The 19968-nt window shown below is 44.6% G+C and carries 20 protein-coding genes; 13 read left to right on the top strand and 7 right to left on the bottom strand.

All coding sequences use genetic code 11. The annotated features are described in order from the left end of the window. Window positions 1-116 precede the first annotated feature (116 nt). The 7 genes from HFV01_RS09880 (at window position 117) to HFV01_RS09910 (ending at window position 6625) form a co-directional block, all read left to right on the top strand. Complete coding sequence (locus tag HFV01_RS09880; RefSeq protein WP_193521050.1) at window positions 117-1964, top strand: CapA family protein; 1848 nt, start codon at window positions 117-119, stop codon at window positions 1962-1964. A gap of 74 nt (window positions 1965-2038) precedes the next feature. Next, a complete protein-coding gene (locus HFV01_RS09885; RefSeq protein ID WP_193521051.1) occupies window positions 2039-2461 on the top strand; it encodes a hypothetical protein in 423 nt (140 codons plus the stop codon). A gap of 22 nt (window positions 2462-2483) precedes the next feature. Beyond that, on the top strand, window positions 2484-2678 hold the full coding sequence (locus HFV01_RS09890) for a hypothetical protein (protein ID WP_046319270.1): 195 nt from the start codon (window positions 2484-2486) through the stop codon (window positions 2676-2678). 5 nt (window positions 2679-2683) lie between these two features. Further along, window positions 2684-3451 carry an HAD family hydrolase gene (locus HFV01_RS09895; RefSeq protein WP_006624971.1) on the top strand — a complete coding sequence of 256 codons (768 nt, stop codon included), beginning with the start codon at window positions 2684-2686 and terminating at the stop codon, window positions 3449-3451. A 53-nt stretch (window positions 3452-3504) separates the two neighbouring features. Further along, on the top strand, window positions 3505-3693 hold the full coding sequence (locus tag HFV01_RS09900) for a hypothetical protein (RefSeq protein ID WP_006619610.1): 189 nt from the start codon (window positions 3505-3507) through the stop codon (window positions 3691-3693). 84 nt (window positions 3694-3777) lie between these two features. After that, on the top strand, window positions 3778-5238 hold the full coding sequence (locus HFV01_RS09905) for a methyl-accepting chemotaxis protein (RefSeq protein WP_006624972.1): 1461 nt from the start codon (window positions 3778-3780) through the stop codon (window positions 5236-5238). A 19-nt stretch (window positions 5239-5257) separates the two neighbouring features. Next, a complete protein-coding gene (locus tag HFV01_RS09910; RefSeq protein WP_006624973.1) occupies window positions 5258-6625 on the top strand; it encodes an ABC transporter substrate-binding protein in 1368 nt (455 codons plus the stop codon). A 298-nt stretch (window positions 6626-6923) separates the two neighbouring features. On the opposite strand, the gene HFV01_RS09915 is transcribed toward HFV01_RS09910, so the two are convergent. Genes HFV01_RS09915 through HFV01_RS09925 form a run of 3 tightly spaced genes read right to left on the bottom strand, consistent with a single transcriptional unit; the run spans window position 6924 to window position 10758 of the window. After that, window positions 6924-8420: a UDP-N-acetylmuramoyl-L-alanyl-D-glutamate--2,6-diaminopimelate ligase gene (locus HFV01_RS09915; protein ID WP_006624974.1), complete on the bottom strand. Its 1497-nt coding sequence runs from the start codon at window positions 8418-8420 to the stop codon at window positions 6924-6926. Window positions 8421-8465: 45 nt separating this feature from the next. Continuing rightward, window positions 8466-8741 carry a glutaredoxin family protein gene (locus HFV01_RS09920; protein ID WP_006624975.1) on the bottom strand — a complete coding sequence of 92 codons (276 nt, stop codon included), beginning with the start codon at window positions 8739-8741 and terminating at the stop codon, window positions 8466-8468. A gap of 58 nt (window positions 8742-8799) precedes the next feature. After that, window positions 8800-10758 carry an ABC transporter ATP-binding protein gene (locus HFV01_RS09925; RefSeq protein WP_193521052.1) on the bottom strand — a complete coding sequence of 653 codons (1959 nt, stop codon included), beginning with the start codon at window positions 10756-10758 and terminating at the stop codon, window positions 8800-8802. 140 nt (window positions 10759-10898) lie between these two features. On the opposite strand from HFV01_RS09925, the gene efp reads away from it, so the two are divergent. Further along, window positions 10899-11456 carry an elongation factor P gene (gene efp, locus HFV01_RS09930; protein ID WP_006619604.1) on the top strand — a complete coding sequence of 186 codons (558 nt, stop codon included), beginning with the start codon at window positions 10899-10901 and terminating at the stop codon, window positions 11454-11456. 92 nt (window positions 11457-11548) lie between these two features. Further along, the gene (accB, locus tag HFV01_RS09935) at window positions 11549-12085 is read left to right on the top strand and encodes an acetyl-CoA carboxylase biotin carboxyl carrier protein (protein ID WP_006624978.1); all 537 of its coding nucleotides are present in this window, start codon (window positions 11549-11551) and stop codon (window positions 12083-12085) included. 58 nt (window positions 12086-12143) lie between these two features. On the opposite strand, the gene HFV01_RS09940 is transcribed toward accB, so the two are convergent. Then, window positions 12144-12629 (bottom strand): hypothetical protein, encoded by a 486-nt coding sequence (locus tag HFV01_RS09940; RefSeq protein WP_193521053.1) that lies wholly within the window; start codon window positions 12627-12629, stop codon window positions 12144-12146. A 33-nt stretch (window positions 12630-12662) separates the two neighbouring features. On the opposite strand from HFV01_RS09940, the gene HFV01_RS30455 reads away from it, so the two are divergent. Beyond that, a complete protein-coding gene (locus HFV01_RS30455) occupies window positions 12663-12929 on the top strand; it encodes a hypothetical protein (protein WP_318286234.1) in 267 nt (88 codons plus the stop codon). 105 nt (window positions 12930-13034) lie between these two features. Further along, complete coding sequence (locus HFV01_RS09950; protein ID WP_193521054.1) at window positions 13035-13208, top strand: hypothetical protein; 174 nt, start codon at window positions 13035-13037, stop codon at window positions 13206-13208. A 59-nt stretch (window positions 13209-13267) separates the two neighbouring features. Here HFV01_RS09950 and HFV01_RS09955 read toward each other — a convergent pair whose 3' ends face one another. The 3 genes from HFV01_RS09955 to HFV01_RS09965 all read right to left on the bottom strand — a co-directional run bounded on the left by HFV01_RS09955 (window position 13268) and on the right by HFV01_RS09965 (window position 17225). Then, on the bottom strand, window positions 13268-14182 hold the full coding sequence (locus HFV01_RS09955) for an aspartoacylase (RefSeq protein WP_006624981.1): 915 nt from the start codon (window positions 14180-14182) through the stop codon (window positions 13268-13270). Window positions 14183-14270: 88 nt separating this feature from the next. Beyond that, window positions 14271-15500, bottom strand: coding sequence for a DUF1501 domain-containing protein (locus tag HFV01_RS09960; protein ID WP_006670640.1), 1230 nt, complete (start codon window positions 15498-15500; stop codon window positions 14271-14273). A gap of 321 nt (window positions 15501-15821) precedes the next feature. After that, the gene (locus tag HFV01_RS09965; protein ID WP_006624983.1) at window positions 15822-17225 is read right to left on the bottom strand and encodes a sensor histidine kinase; all 1404 of its coding nucleotides are present in this window, start codon (window positions 17223-17225) and stop codon (window positions 15822-15824) included. Window positions 17226-17632: 407 nt separating this feature from the next. Here HFV01_RS09965 and HFV01_RS09970 point away from each other — a divergent pair, with 407 nt between their 5' ends. Both HFV01_RS09970 and HFV01_RS09975 read left to right on the top strand, forming a co-directional pair. After that, window positions 17633-19009, top strand: a complete 1377-nt coding sequence (locus tag HFV01_RS09970) for a nicotinate phosphoribosyltransferase (RefSeq protein WP_006624984.1) — start codon at window positions 17633-17635, stop codon at window positions 19007-19009. After that, a complete protein-coding gene (locus HFV01_RS09975; RefSeq protein ID WP_193521055.1) occupies window positions 19009-19950 on the top strand; it encodes an ADP-ribosylglycohydrolase family protein in 942 nt (313 codons plus the stop codon). The genes HFV01_RS09970 and HFV01_RS09975 overlap by 1 nt, the downstream gene beginning before the upstream one ends. Window positions 19951-19968 lie beyond the last annotated feature (18 nt).

The raw sequence follows: 19968 nt of genomic DNA on the forward strand, positions 1-19968 counted from the left end.
CGGTTATAATCTTTGATTTAACGAGGGAGTGTCAATTAAGATATAAGATATCCTAAAAGTTCCCATTCAGCCTGGGAGTTTGACAAGTAAGTGGTGTCAGGAGAGGAGATCTGTCAGTGAGTCAGCAAGAAATTCTTAGGTCTGCCTATCAGGGAGATCCAAAAGCGATCGCTATTTTACTCAACCAAGCCTTGAAACCTAAACAGGTGCAAGCACATCTCACTCTGGAATATAATCATCTCTATATTAGCCTAGAGTCCCCCACAATTCCCGACCAAGCTGCATCTGTCCGTGTCATTCACAAGGGATTAATGCGTCTTGAGCCTCCATCTATCTGGTGTGTTACGATCGCGGCACAATTAGGCGATGATCAGCACCCAGCTTGGATTGAGACTCTGGTACTAAAGTCGCCGCCTGTGGTGGTTAACCAGGTTAGCCCTAAAAATGCTCCGGTTTCTGACCCTAAACCTCCTCAAAAAACTAAGCGATCGCCTTTACCTAAGAATCAGAAAAAAACTCAGACTTCTGCGCCACCTAAAACCAAGAAGAAAACCAAAAAAGTGGCGACGGCTTCCCCAGTAGTATCTCAGATGGCTACTTCGGAAATTGCGCCTAATTCGGCAAGTTCGGCAACTACTAAAACCCAGAGAGTTAAAGTTGGACGGCTCAAATCTTTGTCTTTAGTGGGTTATATGACTCTGGCGATTTTGCCTTTGTCTGGGTTAATTGTCGGTGCTAAATGGGATAGAGTTTCGGCATCTTTGGCGACTATCCCACCGACTTTGGCGACAGCTTCTCAAGCGGTGCTGGAACAACTCCCCCAATTACCTAATTTCTCATTTGGATCTAATTCTGAAAATCCCCCGATGGAAGTTGATCCATTGCTGACTCAGGCAACTATTGAACAGATCCGAAATATATCTGAGTTGACTATTTCATCACTACGGAATCCCATTGATCCTGATATGCGGATTACGATTAAATCGGTGGGTGATATTATTCCGGGAAGCAATTATCCTTACAATAAATTACATCCCAACAAGCAGGTATTATTTGCGGGGGTTAAACCAGCTTTACAAGATGCTGATATAGTCTTTGGTAATTTTGAAAGTACCCTAACTAACTATCCTAATAGCGCTAAAAATGTGGGTCGTGGTATGGTGTTTGCGTTTCGGACACCGCCGGAATATGCGGCACTTTTAAGGGAGGCAGGATTTGATATTTTGAGTGTAGCGAATAATCACTCGTTTGATTTTTTTGAAACTGGCTTTAAAGATACGATCGCTAATATTGAAAAAGCGGGAATGAAGGCGGTCGGCAAAAAAGGTCAGATTGTCTATCATGAGGTGAGGGGTGTAAATGTGGCATTTATCGGCTTTAGTTATTTTAATTATCATAATAATATGAATGATTTGGAAGCGTCGCAAGCCTTGATTAAGGAAGCGGCGGAAAATGCTGATATTGTGGTGGTTTCTGTACACGCGGGGGCGGAAGGTACTAGGGCTTTACGCATTCAGAATAGAACCGAATATTTTTATGGGGAAAATCGCGGTAATAAGGTATTATTTGCACGCACAATGATTGATGCTGGGGCGGATTTGGTGTTAGGACATGGCCCCCATGTGCCGAGGGCTTTGGAATTATATAATGGTAAGTTAATTGCTTATTCTTTGGGTAATTTTTTGGGATATCGCACTTTATCAACTCGCGCGGAATTGGGATATTCTCTAGTTTTGGAAACTCAACTTGATGTCATGGGTAATTTTGTCGAGGGTAGAATTATTCCGGTTCATCTTGATGGCCAAGGGATTCCGTCTCTGGATAATTCTTTGCGGACTGTGGGGTTAATGCGACGTTTAACTAAAAGTGATTTTCCTGATACTCCTTTGGAAATTGATGCTCAGGGTAATATTTTCGTGTCTCAACCACAACCGGAAACCTCAACGGCGATCGCTCCTGAATAAAAGCTAAATTGCTAAAAGTTGGGTTTTATATTATACTACGGTGTGGCTGTTGTTTGGGAAATTGGCATAAGACTATGAACTCGGAAAATTTGGTGGTTGAACCTATTTATATTGTGGTGATTGCGTCTACGATATTCTCGATTATCTTGGGTCTGATTTTTAAGGATATGCTAGAATATCAGGTGGCAGTTTGGCGACAGGATGACCGGAAAAATAGGATTAACTATAAAACTCCTAACGCTAAGGTGGCTTATGTCGCTATGTCGCTTTGTGTGTTTGTGGCTGTGTCTTCCAGTTTGCTGGTGTTTATTCCGATTTACTGGTTGGCTACTTTGGGGGGGGCTATTGTGGTTTTTCCTACGGCTTTATTGATTTGGCTACAGTTGGGATCAATGCTGAATCTTTGGGAAGATAAAGGGGATGAGGCGATTGATTTGGATAGGTTTTTTGAAGGCGATCGCGAAAAAATTACCGGATCGAAAAGTGACCAATCATAGTTAACATAGATACTCAGTAAAAATGGGCAGAAAAGCTAAACTTAAACATCTGCGAAAGCAACAACAGACTAATCCGACTGCGGACACCCAAAACAGTGGAGAAGTGGAGGCTGATCCGACTCATTTTGTGGATGAACTTAAACACCAGGGCTATGATCTGAAAGTGAGCGATCGCTGTCCAGAAATTCCTGAAAAAATTGTCAACCCGCAAATTTAGCACTGATGAGTCATCTAAAAGCAATCATTTTTGATGTGGATGGGACCCTCGCTGAAACGGAAAGGGATGGTCACAGATTAGCCTTTAATCAAACATTTGCTGAAGCGGGTTTAGATTGGGATTGGTCTATTGAATTATATGGGGAATTGTTGAGGGTTTCGGGGGGTAAGGAGCGTATAGATTATTATATCAAACGCTACCATCCTAATGGTCAACCCCCCAATAATTTGGATGAGTGGATCGCGAAACTTCACCAAGCTAAAACTCGCCACTATCGGGAGTTATTAGCCAAGGGAGATATTCCCCTGCGTCCTGGGGTGAAGCGATTAATCACGGAGGCTCTGGGGGAGGGGGTCAGATTGGCGATCGCTACTACCAGCGCCTTTCCTAATGCGATCGCACTTTTGGAAGAAACCTTAAACCCCCATTGGTTTGAAGTAATTGCGGCTGGAGATATTGTCCCCCACAAAAAACCCGCCCCAGATATCTATAATTATGCATTAGAAAAATTGGGTTTGACTGCATCGGATTGTCTGGCGATCGAAGACTCCCGACAGGGGTTACTGGCGGCGCGAGGAGTGGGGTTAACCACGATTATTACTGTAAATAATTATACAAAAAACGAAGATTTTGAGGGTGCTGCCTTGGTGATCAATCATTTGGGGGAACCGGATCTTTCCTGTGAAGCGATCGCCTCTACAGCCTTGAATAGCGGTTATATCACCCTAGATTTATTAAGACATATCCACCAAATATCAACAGGTGTTATATAATAGCGACCAGTTTAATCGAAATATCCCTGGTGGCTTTGTAATTGGCAAGTTCTATGTCAGATTTTCCCATTGACCCCAATCTTTATTTGTTGCTGAGTGGCCACTGTTTGATTGGAGGGGTAGCGGCGGCGATCGCCTTCCAAAAAGGTCGTCGCCTCGGTGTTTGGTTAATTTTAGGACTAATAGGAGGGACGGCGGCTTTAGTCGCATCACTACTACTGAAACCAACTAAACCTAGTTAATAGCTATAACTAATCAACTTAACAGTAAGGCATCTGAAGCCCTCCCCAAGCATTTCATCTATTTATTAATGGGGTAATTAAGTCATGCTGAAAAGCCTTTGGAGTCTATTTTCTTTCCAACAAGGTAGCCTGCGCCAAAGAATTTTTAGGGGTTATCTGATTCCCTTAGTCCTATTTTTAATAGTTGCTGGCTTGGTCTATTTTATCGGTGTTCAGCCTGTCCAACAACAAATCAAAAATGTGGACAAAATTTATGGGGAAATTGAAGAGGTTAATAATCTAGCATTTAGCATTGTAGCAATGCAGCGGGCGGCTAGGGGCTATATTTTAGGTAGAGACTTGAGAGAGTTGGAGGAGTACGAAGAATGGGATACCCTCTTTTATGAACAATCGGAAAATTTGCGTAGTAGAATTCAAGAAACGGAACAGCGCCAAACATTAAATCGGATAATTAATATTGGTGATCAGGTTAATGAGTTCGATCGCCGTTTGATTTCCTACGTCCAATTAGGAAGACCAGAAAAAGTGACTGAGGTCTTACAACAAGCCGAAAATCAAGCCATTACAGAACAGTTAGAACAATTGGTGAGAGGTTTTGAGGCGACCAAGCGACAGCAACTTAATGACCAACAAAATCGGCAAATTAACCTATTAAGATGGCTGACAATTTTAATATTTGGCAGTACAGCCATTGGTGCGGTAGTTATCCTAACTATTGGCTTGGGAATTTCGGCTACTATTGACCGCGAAACGGCGCAAATTTCTAACTCTTCTAAGGAAATTACTAGCGCATTGGAGGAACAGGAACGCAGCTTAGGAGTTCAGGCGAGTTCAGTTAATGAAACTACGACGACTATTGATGAGTTAAATGCGGCAGTCCAGAACTCTACAGAACAGGCGAAAATTGCTACTGATGAAGCTCATCGCGCTTTGCTTTTGTCGGAAAAAGGTAGTGCGGCGGTTCAACAAACTTTGGATAGAATGGAAACACTGCGACAAACAGTAGAAGCGATCGCTAATCGTAGCCTAGAATTAAGTGAGAAATCCCTACAGATTAATAATATTGCTCAGTCAGTGAGTAACCTAGCTTATCAAACCAATTTACTAGCCTTAAATGCTTCTGTGGAAGCGGTGCGCGCGGGACAACAGGGGTTGGGTTTTGGGGTGGTGGCGGTGGAAATCCGTAAATTAGCCGATCGCAGTAAACAGTCAGCCGCAGAAATTAATACCCTGGTTTTGGATATTCAAAATGCTATTAACACCACGGTAAAAGTCACCGAATCAGGCAAATTAAGCGTTAGTGAAAGTGTGAAATCTGCTCACAATATGTCTAGTTCTTTTGCGGGTGTATCCCAAGCATTTCATCAGGTGTATCTCAATAATCAAACTATTGCGAGAACCGCAGAACAGCAATTACTGGCTCTACAGCAGGTCAGCGAAGCCATGAATAGTCTTAATCAGGTTGCTCGTGAAAATGCGGAGAGTATTGCCTTGTTAAGAACCAATACTCAACGACTCAATGAATCTCTGATTAATTTACGGTAAAATTTAGAGTAAATCTATCATGAAAACTCCTAATAAATTCAGCAAATACCTTGACAGAATCCCGCAAATGTGCTATAAATGTGGTCGATTTCATGATGTAAATTCGGACAGTCAGGATTTATCGGTCAATCTCAGCGACGCGGTAACTAAGGGATTAAATCATCCCCGAATGTTGTCTAAAAACTCCATCAGACGGCGACAGTTTTTGTTAGGACTAGCAGGGACATCAGCTTTGGGAGTTCTCAGCAATTGTGCGGCATCTCCAGACGCCAACTCTCAAGGTAATTCGTCGGGTGTTATGCTGGAAAAAACTCAGCTAAGAATTGGTTTTTTGCCGATCGCCTGTGCTACGCCTATTCTGATTTGTGAATCTTTAAACCTCTATGAAAAATATGGTTTAGATGTAGAACTGGTGAAAATGAATAGCTGGGAGCAAATCCGAGAGAGTGCGATCGCCGGAGAACTTGACGCTTATCATATGCTCTCCCCCATGCCGATCGCCATTAGTTTAGGGTTAGAATCTCGTCGATTTCCCATCAGACTTGCTAGTATTGAAAACATCAATGGTAGTGCGATTACGGTAGCCATCAAACATCGAGAAAAAGTCAAAACCGCCGAAGATTTTAAAGGATTTAGGATTGCTATTCCTTTCAATCACTCAATGCACAATCTCCTACTCAGGTATTATCTGGCTAATAGCAAAGTTCACCCAGATCGGGATGTAGAATTAGTGGTTACACCGCCGCCCAATATGCTGAACAGGTTAAGAAGTGGCGAAATTGATGCTATAGTGGCTCCTGAACCTTTTAACCAAATAGCAATTAATCAAGGTCTGGGTTTTATTCATCTTTTAACTAGAGACCTGTGGCCGGGTCATCCCTGCTGTTCTTTCACTACTTCTCAGGAATGGATCGACCGTTATCCTAACACCTTCCGTGCTATAAATAAAGCAATCATTGAGGGTTCCTATTATGCCAGCCAAAGTCAGAACCGCACAGACGTAGCGCGGCGACTAGCACAGTTACAATATCTGGATGCGTCGGAAGATGTGCTGCGACAGGTAATGACCGGACAGTTTGTTAACCGCTTAGGTGAATCTCTGAATATTCCCGATCGCATTGATTTTGACCCTTACCCGTGGAAAAGTTTTTCCTACTGGATTACTTCACAATTTGAACGCTGGGGATATGCTCCCATGGGAAGCCTTAATCATGAAGCGATCGCCGCCAATATTTTTCTAACTGGACTCGCACGCCAAATGGCTAAACAGTTAGGTCAGCAACCCCCTACCATCACCCTCCGCTATGAATCCTTAAAATTTGATACTTTCGACCCCAGTGAACCGGAAAACTATGCCATACAACAGATTGAAAAGTTTGGTTTTTAATGGCAATTGACCCACCAGAAAAGGGTAGCGTCAGAAATCCTGAATCATCATGAATATATGAGGGGGGAAGACTGACGCACCAGAAATTTGTAGGGTGTGTCAGAAATCCTGAATCATCATGAATATATGAGGGGGGAAGACTGACGCACCAGAAATTTGTAGGGTGTGTCAGAAATCCTGAATCATCATGAATATATGAGGGGGGAAGACTGACGCACCAGAAATTTGTAGGGTGTGTCAGAAATCCTGAATCATCATGAATATATGAGGGGGGAAGACTGACGCACCAGAAATCAAGTTAAGAATACTTATTTGTTAAGGCATCTCGCGCTTGTTCGCGGTCATCAAAATGCACTTTTTCCGTGCCAATAATTTGATAATCTTCGTGACCTTTCCCAGCAATTAAGACACCATCGCCGGGTTGAGCCTCGTCGATAGCGGTGCGAATAGCTTTAGCCCGATCGCCAATTACTATAGGTTTAACATCAGCCGGAATTCCCGCGAGAATATCTTGCAAAATGCGGTCAGGATCTTCGGTGCGGGGATTATCGGATGTGACTACGGCTAAATCGGATAAATCTGCCGCAATTTTACCCATTTTCGGGCGTTTAGTGCGATCGCGATCGCCCCCACACCCAAACACGCAAATCATCCGACCGGGAATAAACGGACGGGAGGCTTTCAGTAGATTTTCCAAACTATCAGGAGTATGGGCATAATCAACAATGACCGTAATATCCTGCTCTGGGGAAAGCTGGACCCTTTCCATGCGACCAGGAACGCCGCCAAAGGCTGGTAGAGAGTCCACCATAGCCGACAAATCCAAACCGAGGGCTAAACCCGCCCCCAGGGCTGCCAATAGGTTAGAGAGGTTATATTGACCGACTAAGGGTAGGGAAAATGAAGCCGATCCCATGGGGGTATGGAGAACTCCCTTAATACCTGTGGGTTGATAAACGAGGCTATCTGCCCATATATCGGCGCTGGGGTCACTGACGCTATAACTCCAAAAGCGATCGCTCCCCAACCGTGCCATCAACTTTTTACCATAGTCATCATCAGCATTAATAATCGCCTTACCCTGGAGATAATCATCACTAAATAGCAACGCTTTCGCCTCAAAGTAATCATCCATGGTGGGATGATAGTCTAGGTGGTCCTGAGTCAAATTAGTAAATACTGCCACCCGAAACGGACACCCCAAAACCCGGCCCTGGTGTAAAGCATGGGAGCTAACTTCCATGACCCCAAATTGGCAGCCTGCACCTACTGCGTCAGCTAATTGGTGTTGAAGTTCCACCGCAAAGGGGGTAGTATGAACAGCGACTTCTTGAAACCCCGGCCAACGGGTGTAAAGGGTTCCCAGTAAGGCTGTAGGTTGGTCAAGGTTGCTGAGGAGAAATTCGATCAGGTGAGTGGTGGTGGTTTTGCCATTGGTTCCGGTCACCCCCACTAATTTGAGGGTTTGGGCGGGATGGTTATAAAATGCTGTGGCTATCTCAGCGCAGGCTGTGGTCATGTCGGCGGCGGGAATGACACAGGGAATGGTATCAGAGTCTGTCTCTGGTGGGGTATTGCTGGCTGCGGACTGGGAAACTATGGCGGCTACCGCACCGGAGGCGATCGCACTTGGCCAAAAATCCCCTCCATCAACTCTTGTTCCCGGCATTCCTAAAAACAGATCCCCTGGCTTACAGGCGTGGGAGTTAGTCGCCAAGCCTGTGATTTCCATGTCTAAGGCGGGGTGATACTCTGGGGGTAGTAAGTTGGGGTTGAGTAAATCTTTGAGTTTCACGGGTCAAACTTCTGCCAATTTGATGATTATTGTTAATCTAATGTTTTACCAATATTTTTGTAGGATTTGTTCCAACTGGTAGGCGGAAATACGGGGAGATGGTCTGGGGATGGGTTCTTCGGTCAGGCTGCGATCGCCACATTTATACAGGACTGGGACTTCGTATTGATAGAGTGCATACCAGTCGGGTCGGGTGGTGATGTCCCTAACTTCCAGGTCAAACTGACAGGGACTATTGCTATCTGCTTGAATTTCTTCCAGTTTCTCCTGGAGGTTTTCGCACAAATGACAGCCAGGTTTACTATAAAGTATGAGTTTCATTGAGGACTAAAGTTCCGGGTTCAATCTATTTATTGGGGTTAGTTATCGAAGATGATAGTTAACTGGCAACTCGTTGGATATCTCCGGTGGGAATAGAGGCGATTAGTCGGCGGGTATATTCCTGTTGAGGATGGCGATAAATCTCCTCTGAGTCTCCGATTTCCTCGATTTTGCCTTGGTTCATGACTACAATGCGATCGCTCATAAATTTAACCACACTCAAATCATGGGAGATAAAGATATATGTTAGCTCAAACTCCCTTTGTAGCTCCCTCAGCAGGTTTAACACCTGGGCTTGTACAGAAACATCCAAAGCTGACACCGACTCGTCACAGATGATAAATTTGGGGTTTAAAGCCAGAGACCTAGCAATACAAATCCGTTGTCTTTGTCCTCCCGAAAACTCGTGGGGATAGCGTCTCATAAAATCCGGGTTCAGTCCGACTCTTTCTAATAAATAAGCAGTGCGATCGCGCCTTTGTTTATAGTTCCCGACCGAGTGAATTAACAGGGGTTCCATCACCGCATCCCCAATGGTTAAACGGGGGTCAAGGGAACTAAACGGGTCTTGGAACACAATTTGCATCTCCCGCCGCACCCACTTCATTTTTTGCTGAAATTCCCGGCGTTGGCGATAGTCTTTTAAACGATTAATCCAAGGACCAGAAGGCTGATAATTTGTAATATCTTCCCCAGCAAAAATCACCCGACCGCTATGGGGGAGAATCAGTTGTAAAATCGCCCTAGATAGGGTACTTTTCCCGCAGCCAGACTCTCCCACCAATCCTAATGTTTCTCCGGGGAATACATCAAAAGACACATCATCAACTGCCATAAATAGTCTTTGAGTACCTCCTAACACCCCAGGAATTTTAAATCCTACTCGCAAATTTTGCACCGATAACAACGGCGAATTATCCGGGTTGCTGGGAACCTTCTCGGCTGTCTCCCGCGTCTCATTAGCGAGGTTTTCCTGAGAGTCAATGCCTCTAATTTTTGTGCCAGATTCCGTGCTGACAACTTCCATAAAATCCGCAATCGTGGGCAGTTTTGCCCCCCGTCGGGTTTCCAATGTGGGACGACAAGCCAGCAATCCCTTGGTGTAGGGATGTTGGGGGTTATTAAACAGTTGATGAATCGGGTTTAATTCCACGATTTTACCCTGATACATCACCGCGACTGTATCGGCAATTTCGGCAATAACTCCGAAATCGTGGGTAATGAAAATTATCGACATTCCTCGGCGATCGCGTAATTCTCGCAGCAGGTCTAAAATAGTCGCTTGTACTGTCACATCCAAAGCCGTCGTCGGTTCATCAGCAATCAATAATGTGGGATTGCAGGAAATAGCCATCGCAATCATTACCCGTTGCAGTTGCCCCCCAGAGAGTTCGTGAGGATAGCGATCGAGAAATGCTCGTTTTTGGTCATTTATCCGAGTTTGCCACTCCCGCTGTGAGGGTGGGTTATTAATATCATCATTATTCGGGGGAGTTTCTAACTGTAGTTGCTTGAGGATTTGCTCATCACTAGGTAACAGTTTGACTTCCTGCAATAAACTCGTCGCTTTCCATAATCCTTCACGGGGGGTAATATCCTGATGCTGTCGGATAGCTTCTATCAGTTGAAAACCAATCGTATAAACCGGGTTGAGGGAACTCATCGGTTCCTGAAATATCATAGAGATTTCACCGCCGCGAAATTGCTGCTTTTGAGATTCTGGCAGTTGTAGTAAATCGATCGCTCCTTCTGTGCTATCATTGTTGTGATCAGCTTCATCCGCCTGGGGGTTTCCTGGCCGAAACCAGATTTCTCCCCCCACTTGAGATGTAGCCGGGGACAGCAACCCCATAATTGCTAAAGACGTGACAGATTTTCCTGACCCGGACTCCCCAACAATTCCTAGGGTCTGTCCGGGTTTGACCTGAAAGGAAATCTGATCGACCGCGCGCGTGATTCTCTGGTCAGATTTAAACTGAACCTGTAGGTTTTTGACATCAAGGACAAAATCTGGCATAGCTAGGGGGAGTTTTCAGGACTTGCGGGAAATTTCCCCGATTTTAGCAGAATTGTTAAGAACTCTCACCGAACCCCATCATAAAGCACCGATTAGGGTAAAATAAATGCCGATTGTTCAGCCCAGGTGAAGATGCTCCCATGATTTCGAGTAACGACTTTCGCACAGGTGTCAGTATTGAATTAGACGGAACTGTGTGGCGGGTGGTAGAATTCCTCCACGTTAAGCCAGGAAAGGGTTCCGCCTTTGTCCGCACCAAACTAAAAAACGCACAGACGGGTAACGTCATGGAACGGACATTCCGGGCTGGGGAGACAGTTCCCCAGGCGAACCTGGAGAAAAAGACCATGCAACATACCTATAAAGATGGTGATGATTATGTGTTCATGGACATGGACACCTTCGAGGAAGCTCACCTAACTCCTGATCAGATTGGTAATGGGGTTAAATACCTGATCGAAGGTATGGAAGTTAATGTACTCTACTGGAATGACCAAGTGCTAGAGGTGGAACTTCCCAACTCCGTTAGCCTAGAAGTGACGGAAACAGATCCAGGAGTTAAAGGCGATACCGCGACGGGTGGCACGAAACCAGCTACCCTACAAACAGGCGCAACTGTGATGGTTCCTCTGTTTATTTCTGTGGGTGAGCGTATTCGCATCGATACCCGCAACGATAGTTATCAGGGTCGCGATTAATGCTTCCAGTGTTAACCAAATTTCTGGGTAACATGATATGGGCGATCGCCCATAATTTTCGACAATGTTATTTTTAGGGAGATATACCAACTGTGCAACTAGATCTCAACCAGCTTCGAGAACTGCTGGCTGACATCGATAAAACTAATATTTCCGAACTGACGCTCAAAAGTAGTGATTTTGAGTTGATGGTACGCAAAGGTGGCAGTTCTATCGATCGCCCTCTATCTTCTGTTGATGTCGCCCTCAGTGGTGGGTTTCCTAGTGCGGAGTTGGTGTCGCCTCCAGGGACGGTTTCTACTGGCGATCGCTTATCAGAATCAACCGCCACCAGCACCCAGACTACTGCCGCCACAGGAAAGGTCTCTAGTCCGGTTGACGCTAAATGGGTAGAGGTAACATCCCCCATGGTGGGAACTTTTTACCGTTCTCCGGCTCCTGATGAGCCGCCATTTGTGGATAATGGCGATCGAGTCACTAACGGTCAAACTGTCTGTATCATCGAAGCCATGAAGCTGATGAATGAAATTGAGGCTGAGGTTTCTGGTCAAGTTATGGAAATTTTGGTAGCTAATGGCGCACCTGTGGAATATGGACAACCCCTGATGCGAATCGACCCCGACAATTAATAATTAATAATTAATAATTAATAATTATCATCCTCGTAGGGTGAGTCAGAGGGATCACCTATCGGGTGAACGGCACAGAGGTCAAGAAACCCGGTTTCTCAAAGAAACCGGGTTTCTCATGGGCAGAAAATTGACGGCGGAACCCACCCCGACAATGAATAATTATCGCCGTGGTCAAGAAACCCGGTTTCTCAAATAAACCGGGTTTCTCATGATAAAGGGTGGGAGGCGCGCCCCGACAATGAATAATTATCGCCGTGGTCAAGAAACCCGGTTTCTCAAATAAACCGGGTTTCTCATGGGCAGAAAATTGACGGCGGAACCCACCCCGACAATGAATAATTATCGCCGTGGTCAAGAAACCCGGTTTCTCAAAGAAACCGGGTTTCTCATGGGCAGAAAATTGACAGCGGAACCCACCCCGACAATTATTAATTATCGCCGTGGTCAAGAAACCCGGTTTCTCAAATAAACCGGGTTTCTCATGGGCAGAAAATTGACAGCGGAACCCACCCCGACAATTATTAATTATCGCCGTGGTCAAGAAACCCGGTTTCTCAAATAAACCGGGTTTCTCATGGGCAGAAAATTGACAGCGGAACCCACCCCGACAATTATTAATTATCGCCGTGGTCAAGAAACCCGGTTTCTCAAAGAAACCGGGTTTCTCATGGGCAGAAAATTGACAGCGGAACCCACCCCGACAATTATTAATTATCGCCGTGGTCAAGAAACCCGGTTTCTCAAAGAAACCGGGTTTCTCATGGGCAGAAAATTGACAGCGGAACCCACCCCGACAATTATTAATTATCGCCGTGGTCAAGAAACCCGGTTTCTCAAATAAACCGGGTTTCTCATGGGCAGAAAATTGACAGCGGAACCCACCCCGACAATTATTAATTATCGCCGTGGTCAAGAAACCCGGTTTCTCAAATAAACCGGGTTTCTCATGGGCAGAAAATTGACAGCGGAACCCACCCCGACAATTATTAATTATCGCCGTGGTCAAGAAACCCGGTTTCTCAAAGAAACCGGGTTTCTCATGGGCAGAAAATTGACAGCGGAACCCACCCCGACAATTATTAATTATCGCCGTGGTCAAGAAACCCGGTTTCTCAAATAAACCGGGTTTCTCATGGGCAGAAAATTGACAGCGGAACCCACCCCGACAATTATTAATTATTAATTATTAATTATTAAGGTTTGGGGTTCGGTGAAAATCATGGCGATCGCTTTTTCGTAGTAGGCTGCCTCATTGATAAAAATCGGCCAGACGGGGGTTTCTCCCTGGTAATAAATGGTGGTTCCGTCAAACTGTAAAAACATCGGATCGCCCGGGTTTAGCTGTTGATAATCCCTCCCCTGTAGTTGTGGGTGAATCATGGCGGCGAGTTCCCCCGTCGCCGTGCGGGGATAGTCTATCTGTTTGATAAACTGGTATATGGTGAGAGTGCGATCGCTGTGGATAATCTCCCCCCGATTATACTTTTCTATGTAGTCTAAAATCGCATAAATCACCTTTTCCGCTTTCAGAAATAATGCCGCATCTAACATCCCTGGCGCAATGGGTCCGACTTCGATGGAAAATCCGTAATTAGACAAAGATTTGAGGGAGGGGTTTGCCGGTTCCGATTCAGATTCGATCCAACTGTAGATATTTATTTCGGGAAAAATGCTTTTTAAATAGGCGGTAACTTGGCGATTAAAAGCATTATTTTTTACCCAAATTAAGGTTAATCCCATGTGGGCGGTGCTGCTGTGTAAATCAATGATGGTATCAACAGGAGATGGGCTTTGGGGTCCCCACTGGCTGGCTATCCATTGCGATCGCTGAATTTCATAAATATCAGAATTGGGATGTTCTAAATCTTCCCGCCGAAAACAGCGGTTTAAATCACGATCAACATAGCGACGATTAATTTCCCAGGCGCGGGGATTAGCTAATAGTGTGAAAGTCTCAAAATTAGAACGCCGCAATAATTCAGGCGATCGCTCAAATTTCTTAATCAAATAAACTCCCGTCCATTCATTGCCATGAGTGCCACCCACAATGGCAACTCGTTTGATTTTACCATGATTTTCTGCTGTTAATCCCATGAGATATTATGCCCAATTAATCAATTGATGATGGATAGTTAATAAGTTGGCTGACCGGGAACACCCCAAACCGGACAACCTCCATCAATTAAACAATCTCCGAAAAGTTGCCAGTGGGGCGGTATCCTGGAAATACCTGCCCTAACTGAGAAGCAGTTAACCCAAACTGAGAAGTTAAAATCGGGCTAATCACATCTCGAAAATCCGTCGTCACAGCCAGATCCCGTCCCTCGTATAACTCGGAGTCAGACAAACCTGGCCAACTCCCATAAACGCGACCACCACGCACGGAACCACCCAAAACCCATAAAACATTACCACGTCCGTGATCAGTGCCGCCATTGCCATTTTCTCGCACTGTGCGACCAAATTCTGACATCACCACAATAGTGGTATTGCTATAAACGGAACCCAGCCTATCCACTAGCGCCACCAAGCCCTCCCCTAACCTTTCCAGACGGTTCGCCATTAACCCCCGACTTGAACCCTGGTTAACATGGGTATCCCATCCCCCAACATCGAGAAATGCTAATCTAATCTGTGGGTCACGCACTACCAAAGTCGCTAATTGTTGAGCATTCCCAGCTAAACCAGCAGGTAGAGGCGCACCATTATTCGCGGCGACCATTTCCGCCTCTAATTCCCTAATGAGTTGATCGCGGGCGCTTCTACCTTCCTGATAAGCCACGCTGAGGGGGTCATTATTGGCATAGAGTCGGTCAAAGGTGGCTCGCACCTGATCGCGATCTATGGGCATTTGGCGGGAGGCATTGCGACCTAGGGAGATATTGCTAACTGGCTGAGAACCTGATAGAATGGCAGATATCGACTGACCGACACTCACCGCATCTACGGGGTTTTGTCCTGGTAACAAGCCCAGTAGGCGGTTCATCCAACCGTCGGGGGTTCTTTTATTTCCTGGTGTACCCACTTCCATATAGTGTTGAGCCTCAAAGTGAGACCGGGTGGGGTCAGGAGAACCGCAGGCGTGAACAAAAGCTAAACTTCCTTGGTTCCATAGCGGAAGCAGGGAGTTTAGGCTGGGGTGTAAGCCAAAGTGTTGGTCTAGCTTAATTGCGCCTCCCTCCTGTTGGGGTCGGGGAATGGCGATCGCTGGTCTAGCCTGATAATAGTCACTGTCGCCATAGGGGACAACTACATTTAATCCGTCAATTCCTCCCCGCAAAAATAGGACGATTAACCTTTTGGGGTTAGGGGTGGTGGCGGCACTTCTGGCGATCCAACCGTAGCTTCCTAATGTGGCGATCGTGGCGGCGCACAATTGAGCGCCAAAAGTTAAAAATTGTCGTCTTCGCATATTGACGGCTTCCTATCTATCGGCTGATTAATTTCCCACACTGCTATTTTAAGTTAAGTTTTCCCGGTTGTGGGAAAATCAACCGCAAGTCTAGTCTGGTTAATGAGGCTGATAGGGAAATTGGCTTAGTCTTTGCTGATTAATTTCCCATACTGCTATTTTAAGTTAAGTTTTCCCGGTTGTGGGAAAATCAACCGCAAGTCTAGTCTGGTTAATGAGGCTGATAGGGAAATTGGCTTAGTCTTTACCGCCATTGCTGTTTGTACCTAATACTTACTTAGATGTATGTGGGTGGGGTACTTACCGGATTATATCATACTCCTAAATCAAAGGTAAGACTATCTCAAATTCGGTGCCGATACCGGGGGTGGAAAGGAGATGCAAACAACCACCATGTTTCTCGTAAATAATTTGATGACTAATTGCTAGTCCTAAACCTGTACCTTTTTCGGCGGACTTGGTAGTGAAAAAGTTATCGAAAATCCGGTTTTGGATTTCTTTGGGGATACCAGGGCCATTGTCGGTAATCCGAATCACAATATATTGGCTATTCGGTGTTAATGGGTCTTCTGATGATTCTGTATTTTGGGGATATTCTGGGTTATTTTTTGGGGGAATTATGAGCGATCGCAATTGGGAAGGACAACTATCCGCTACATGGGTGGAAATCCAGATTTTGGCAGTATTAGGGCTATGATTGGCGGTTTCTTCTAAAGCATCGATCGCATTAGCCAACAGATTCATAAATACTTGACTAAGCAGCCCAGAATAACCCAAAAACTTGGGTAAATTCCCATAGCTTTTAATGACATCAATCCCAACTTTTAGGCGGTTTTTTAGAATAATTAGGGTACTGTCTAAACATTCATGAATATCTGTCTCCCGCCTTTGTTTATTCTCCATGTGGGAAAAGGTGCGTAAACTGTTGACTAGGTGCTTCAACTGTTCAGAAGAAACTTGAATACTTTTGAGCATTTGCAAGCCATCATTTTTGAGGAATTCCCAATCAATATCTTCTTTTAACTCTTCAATACTTGGTCGGGGAGTAATTAATTCCTGTTCGTAGGCGTTAATTAACTGCATAATATCTTCATAATACTGAGTTAAACAGTGAGTATTTCCGACAATGCAGCCTACAGGATTACGGATTTCGTGAGCCACTCCCGCGACCATTTGACCTAGACTTGCTAACTTTTCAGTTTGCATTAATTGGGACTGGGTTTGTTCTTGTAATAATTCGGTGGCTAGTTGATGAATAAAAGACTGAAAAATCAATAGTTGTTGGGTATCTAATAGCCGATAATCAGTCTCGGAAATTTGCACAATAATTGGCTCATAAATTTGTTCAGGCGATCGCATAATAGCCAGCCGTGCTGCATCAACTATCAGAGTATCTCCGGGAAGTATTAATAACTCCACCTGAGACAATTTATAGAGGGCTCGAATAGACCTAGGTAAAAACAGTTCCCGACCATAAGGACGACTGAGATGCTCCAAAAAACGCCGCCGGGAAATCATGCCAATAAACTGGCTATCATGGTTTAAAATAACTCCGGGGATAGTGGGGTTAGTTTCAAACATTTTCGCCAACACCATTCCCACTTGATCTAGATCTACTTGAAAGTCATACAGAGACAATTCTTGTAGGGTAGACTCTAAGCGCAAATTGCTACGTGAAAACACCGATGCAGACCGAGGGGTGCAATCTTCAATACAAACGTTCATGACTAATTTTTTCAACCTAACTCATTGTACGATGTTTTGCGGTTAACCTTCTGTAGATGCTAGTCTCCATTTATCAGTCTATCATGGTTTAATGCTCTGACCAGGAATTTAGCCAAAATTAACCATATCTTAATTAATGTTTAACCTTATATGGGCTAGTTATGGCATTGATTATATGTACCGTAAATTTCCTTGATCCCAGATAAGGAATTGACTAATCTTATGGGTTGTATATGTAATTAACAACCCCGTCGGAGAGGGGGGCAGAACCCGCGCCTACATGATATCCGTCGCCTTCACCCCAACCTCTGTCTCAAATAGTCAGATAGGGCGAGGGAAGTTTAGATGTACATCGCCAATGGCTATATAATTAGAAAAGACAGTATATATATCAAGGTATCTAACCCATGGACTTTGCATCAGAAGACCGTGCTATGTCTTTAAGTCCTGATGAGTATAGCTTACTAACAGATCTGTATCAATTAACAATGACAGCCTGTTATGTGGGGGAAGGAATTGAGAATAAACCCGCCAGTTTTGAACTGTTCACCAGAAAGTTACCGGATCACTTTGGTTACTTAATAGCTATGGGTTTAACCCAGGCATTAGACTATTTGGCAAACCTCAAGTTTAACTCATCTCAAATTGAACAACTGCAATCATTGGGAATTTTCAGCCATGTTAATAATCGCTTTTGGTCGGTGTTAGCCGAAGCCAAATTTAGCGGGAATGTGTGGGCTGTCCCGGAAGGTACGGCGGTATTTGCGAATGAACCAATCTTGCGAATTGAGGCTCCTTTATGGCAAGCTCAAATTGTAGAAACTTACCTTTTAAATACCATAAATTATCAAACTTTAATTGCTACCAAAGCAGCCAGAATGCGCGATGCAGCGGGACCTGATGCGAAATTATTGGAGTTTGGAACTCGGCGGGCTTTTAGTCCCCAAGCATCTTTGTGGGCGGCGCGGGCGGCTTTGGGGGCGGGTTTTGATGGTACTTCTAATGTGTTGGCGGCTTTGAAATTAGGTAGAAAACCAAGGGGAACAATGGCTCATGCTTTGGTAATGGCGATCGCTGCTATTGATGAAAATGAAGATGCGGCTTTTGAGGCTTTTCACCATTATTTCCCCGGCGCACCTTTGTTAATTGATACCTATGACACGGTGAAAGCAGCACAACGGTTAGCTGAACAGGTCAAAGCTGGAAAAATTCAGGTGCAGGGGGTAAGATTAGACTCTGGAGATATGGTAGAATTATCTAAACAAGTGCGATCGCTATTACCAGAGGTGGAAATTTTTGCTAGTGGGGATATTGACGAGGTAGAAATTGCTCGTTTAAAAGGGGCTGAGGCTCCTATTAATGGCTACGGAATAGGGACTAAACTGGTGAGTGGAACTCCGGTTAATGGAGTTTATAAGCTGGTAGAAATTGATGGTATTCCGGTGATGAAAGAGTCTAGTAGTAAGGTGACTTATCCGGGACGTAAGCAAATTTATCGGCTCATGGAAGGGGGTAAAATGAAAGGCGATCGCCTCTGTTTAATGGACGAAAGCGAGAGTATTAATCCATCATCTATCGGCTTATTGCAATTGGTCATGAAAGACGGAAAACTGGTCAATCAGCCAGAGCCTTTAGCCGCCATTGCTGAACGCACCGCCGCCTCGGTTGCCAGTCTTCCCCCAGAATATCGTAGGTTTGATCATCCGATTTTCCCGACCCTTGAAATTTCCGAAGAATTGGCAAATTTGAGGCAAAAAGTTAGCAAGTCAATTGAGGTAAAATAATGCAATATTCTCCAGTTTTGTCTGGTTTAATGGGAGTCTGTGTAGGCGATGCTCTGGGAGTTCCGGTAGAATTTAATAGCCGCAGTGATTGTCAAGAAAAACCGATAACAACTATGGTCGGCTATGGTACTTACCATCAACCCGCAGGAACTTGGTCTGATGATAGTTCTCTGACTTTTTGTTTGGCTGAAAGTCTCTGTAATGGCTATAATTTGCATGAGATAGCTAAGGCTTTTTGTAAGTGGATTTATGAGGGTTACTGGACACCTTATGGTAATGCGTTTGATATTGGTGGGACTACTTACAGGGCGATTAGTAGATTGCGTGAAGGGGTGGAACCTATAGCAGCAGGAGGAACAGATATTCGTGATAATGGGAATGGCTCGTTAATGCGAATTTTACCTTTAGCTTATGGTTATAAGTCCCTGGAATTTCCCGAATTAATTAAACGGGTTCACGACTGTTCTCGCCTTACCCATGGTCATCCGCGATCGCAAATGGCTTGTGGTATTTACATTAGTATTGCTGTGTGTTTATTACAGGGTATGGATATCAAAACCGCCTATATTGAAGGACTTAAAGCGGTTGAAGCTATTTATACTAAACCACCCTTTAAGTCGGAATTACCAGAGTTTAAACGAGTGTGGACTGGTGAAATTGAAAGTTTACCGGAAAATGCGATCGCCTCTGATGGTTATGTAGTTCATACCTTAGAAGCATCTCTGTGGTGTCTATTAAAGACTTCTTCCTATGCTGAAGCTGTCCTAACAGCAGTTAATTTAGGTTCTGATACCGATACGACTGGCGCGGTTACAGGAGGTCTAGCAGGGATTTATTATGGTTTTGAACAAATACCTTCCGAGTGGGTAAAGGCGATCGCGCGTCGAGAGGATATCATCGATTTAGCTAACCGTCTAGCTAAAGCCACAGAAAATAGTTAATTTTTGAGTCAAATAACC

Origin of the sequence: Limnospira fusiformis SAG 85.79 (assembly GCF_012516315.1) — a bacterium.
Taxonomy (GTDB): domain Bacteria; phylum Cyanobacteriota; class Cyanobacteriia; order Cyanobacteriales; family Microcoleaceae; genus Limnospira; species Limnospira fusiformis.

Bases quoted from the DNA above. Each gene is read 5' to 3' on its own strand.
- HFV01_RS09905 (WP_006624972.1), top strand. From the start codon at position 3,778: ATGCTGAAAAGCCTTTGGAGTCTATTTTCTTTCCAACAAGGTAGCCTG.
- HFV01_RS09950 (WP_193521054.1), top strand. From the start codon at position 13,035: ATGGGCAGAAAATTGACAGCGGAACCCACCCCGACAATTATTAATTAT.
- HFV01_RS09925 (WP_193521052.1), bottom strand. From the start codon at position 10,758: ATGCCAGATTTTGTCCTTGATGTCAAAAACCTACAGGTTCAGTTTAAA.
- HFV01_RS09970 (WP_006624984.1), top strand. From the start codon at position 17,633: ATGGACTTTGCATCAGAAGACCGTGCTATGTCTTTAAGTCCTGATGAG.
- HFV01_RS09975 (WP_193521055.1), top strand. From the start codon at position 19,009: ATGCAATATTCTCCAGTTTTGTCTGGTTTAATGGGAGTCTGTGTAGGC.
- efp (WP_006619604.1), top strand. From the start codon at position 10,899: ATGATTTCGAGTAACGACTTTCGCACAGGTGTCAGTATTGAATTAGAC.
- HFV01_RS09910 (WP_006624973.1), top strand. From the start codon at position 5,258: ATGAAAACTCCTAATAAATTCAGCAAATACCTTGACAGAATCCCGCAA.
- HFV01_RS09955 (WP_006624981.1), bottom strand. From the start codon at position 14,182: ATGGGATTAACAGCAGAAAATCATGGTAAAATCAAACGAGTTGCCATT.
- HFV01_RS09890 (WP_046319270.1), top strand. From the start codon at position 2,484: ATGGGCAGAAAAGCTAAACTTAAACATCTGCGAAAGCAACAACAGACT.
- HFV01_RS30455 (WP_318286234.1), top strand. From the start codon at position 12,663: ATGGGCAGAAAATTGACAGCGGAACCCACCCCGACAATTATTAATTAT.
- HFV01_RS09895 (WP_006624971.1), top strand. From the start codon at position 2,684: ATGAGTCATCTAAAAGCAATCATTTTTGATGTGGATGGGACCCTCGCT.
- HFV01_RS09885 (WP_193521051.1), top strand. From the start codon at position 2,039: ATGAACTCGGAAAATTTGGTGGTTGAACCTATTTATATTGTGGTGATT.
- HFV01_RS09900 (WP_006619610.1), top strand. From the start codon at position 3,505: ATGTCAGATTTTCCCATTGACCCCAATCTTTATTTGTTGCTGAGTGGC.
- HFV01_RS09960 (WP_006670640.1), bottom strand. From the start codon at position 15,500: ATGCGAAGACGACAATTTTTAACTTTTGGCGCTCAATTGTGCGCCGCC.
- HFV01_RS09965 (WP_006624983.1), bottom strand. From the start codon at position 17,225: ATGAACGTTTGTATTGAAGATTGCACCCCTCGGTCTGCATCGGTGTTT.
- HFV01_RS09920 (WP_006624975.1), bottom strand. From the start codon at position 8,741: ATGAAACTCATACTTTATAGTAAACCTGGCTGTCATTTGTGCGAAAAC.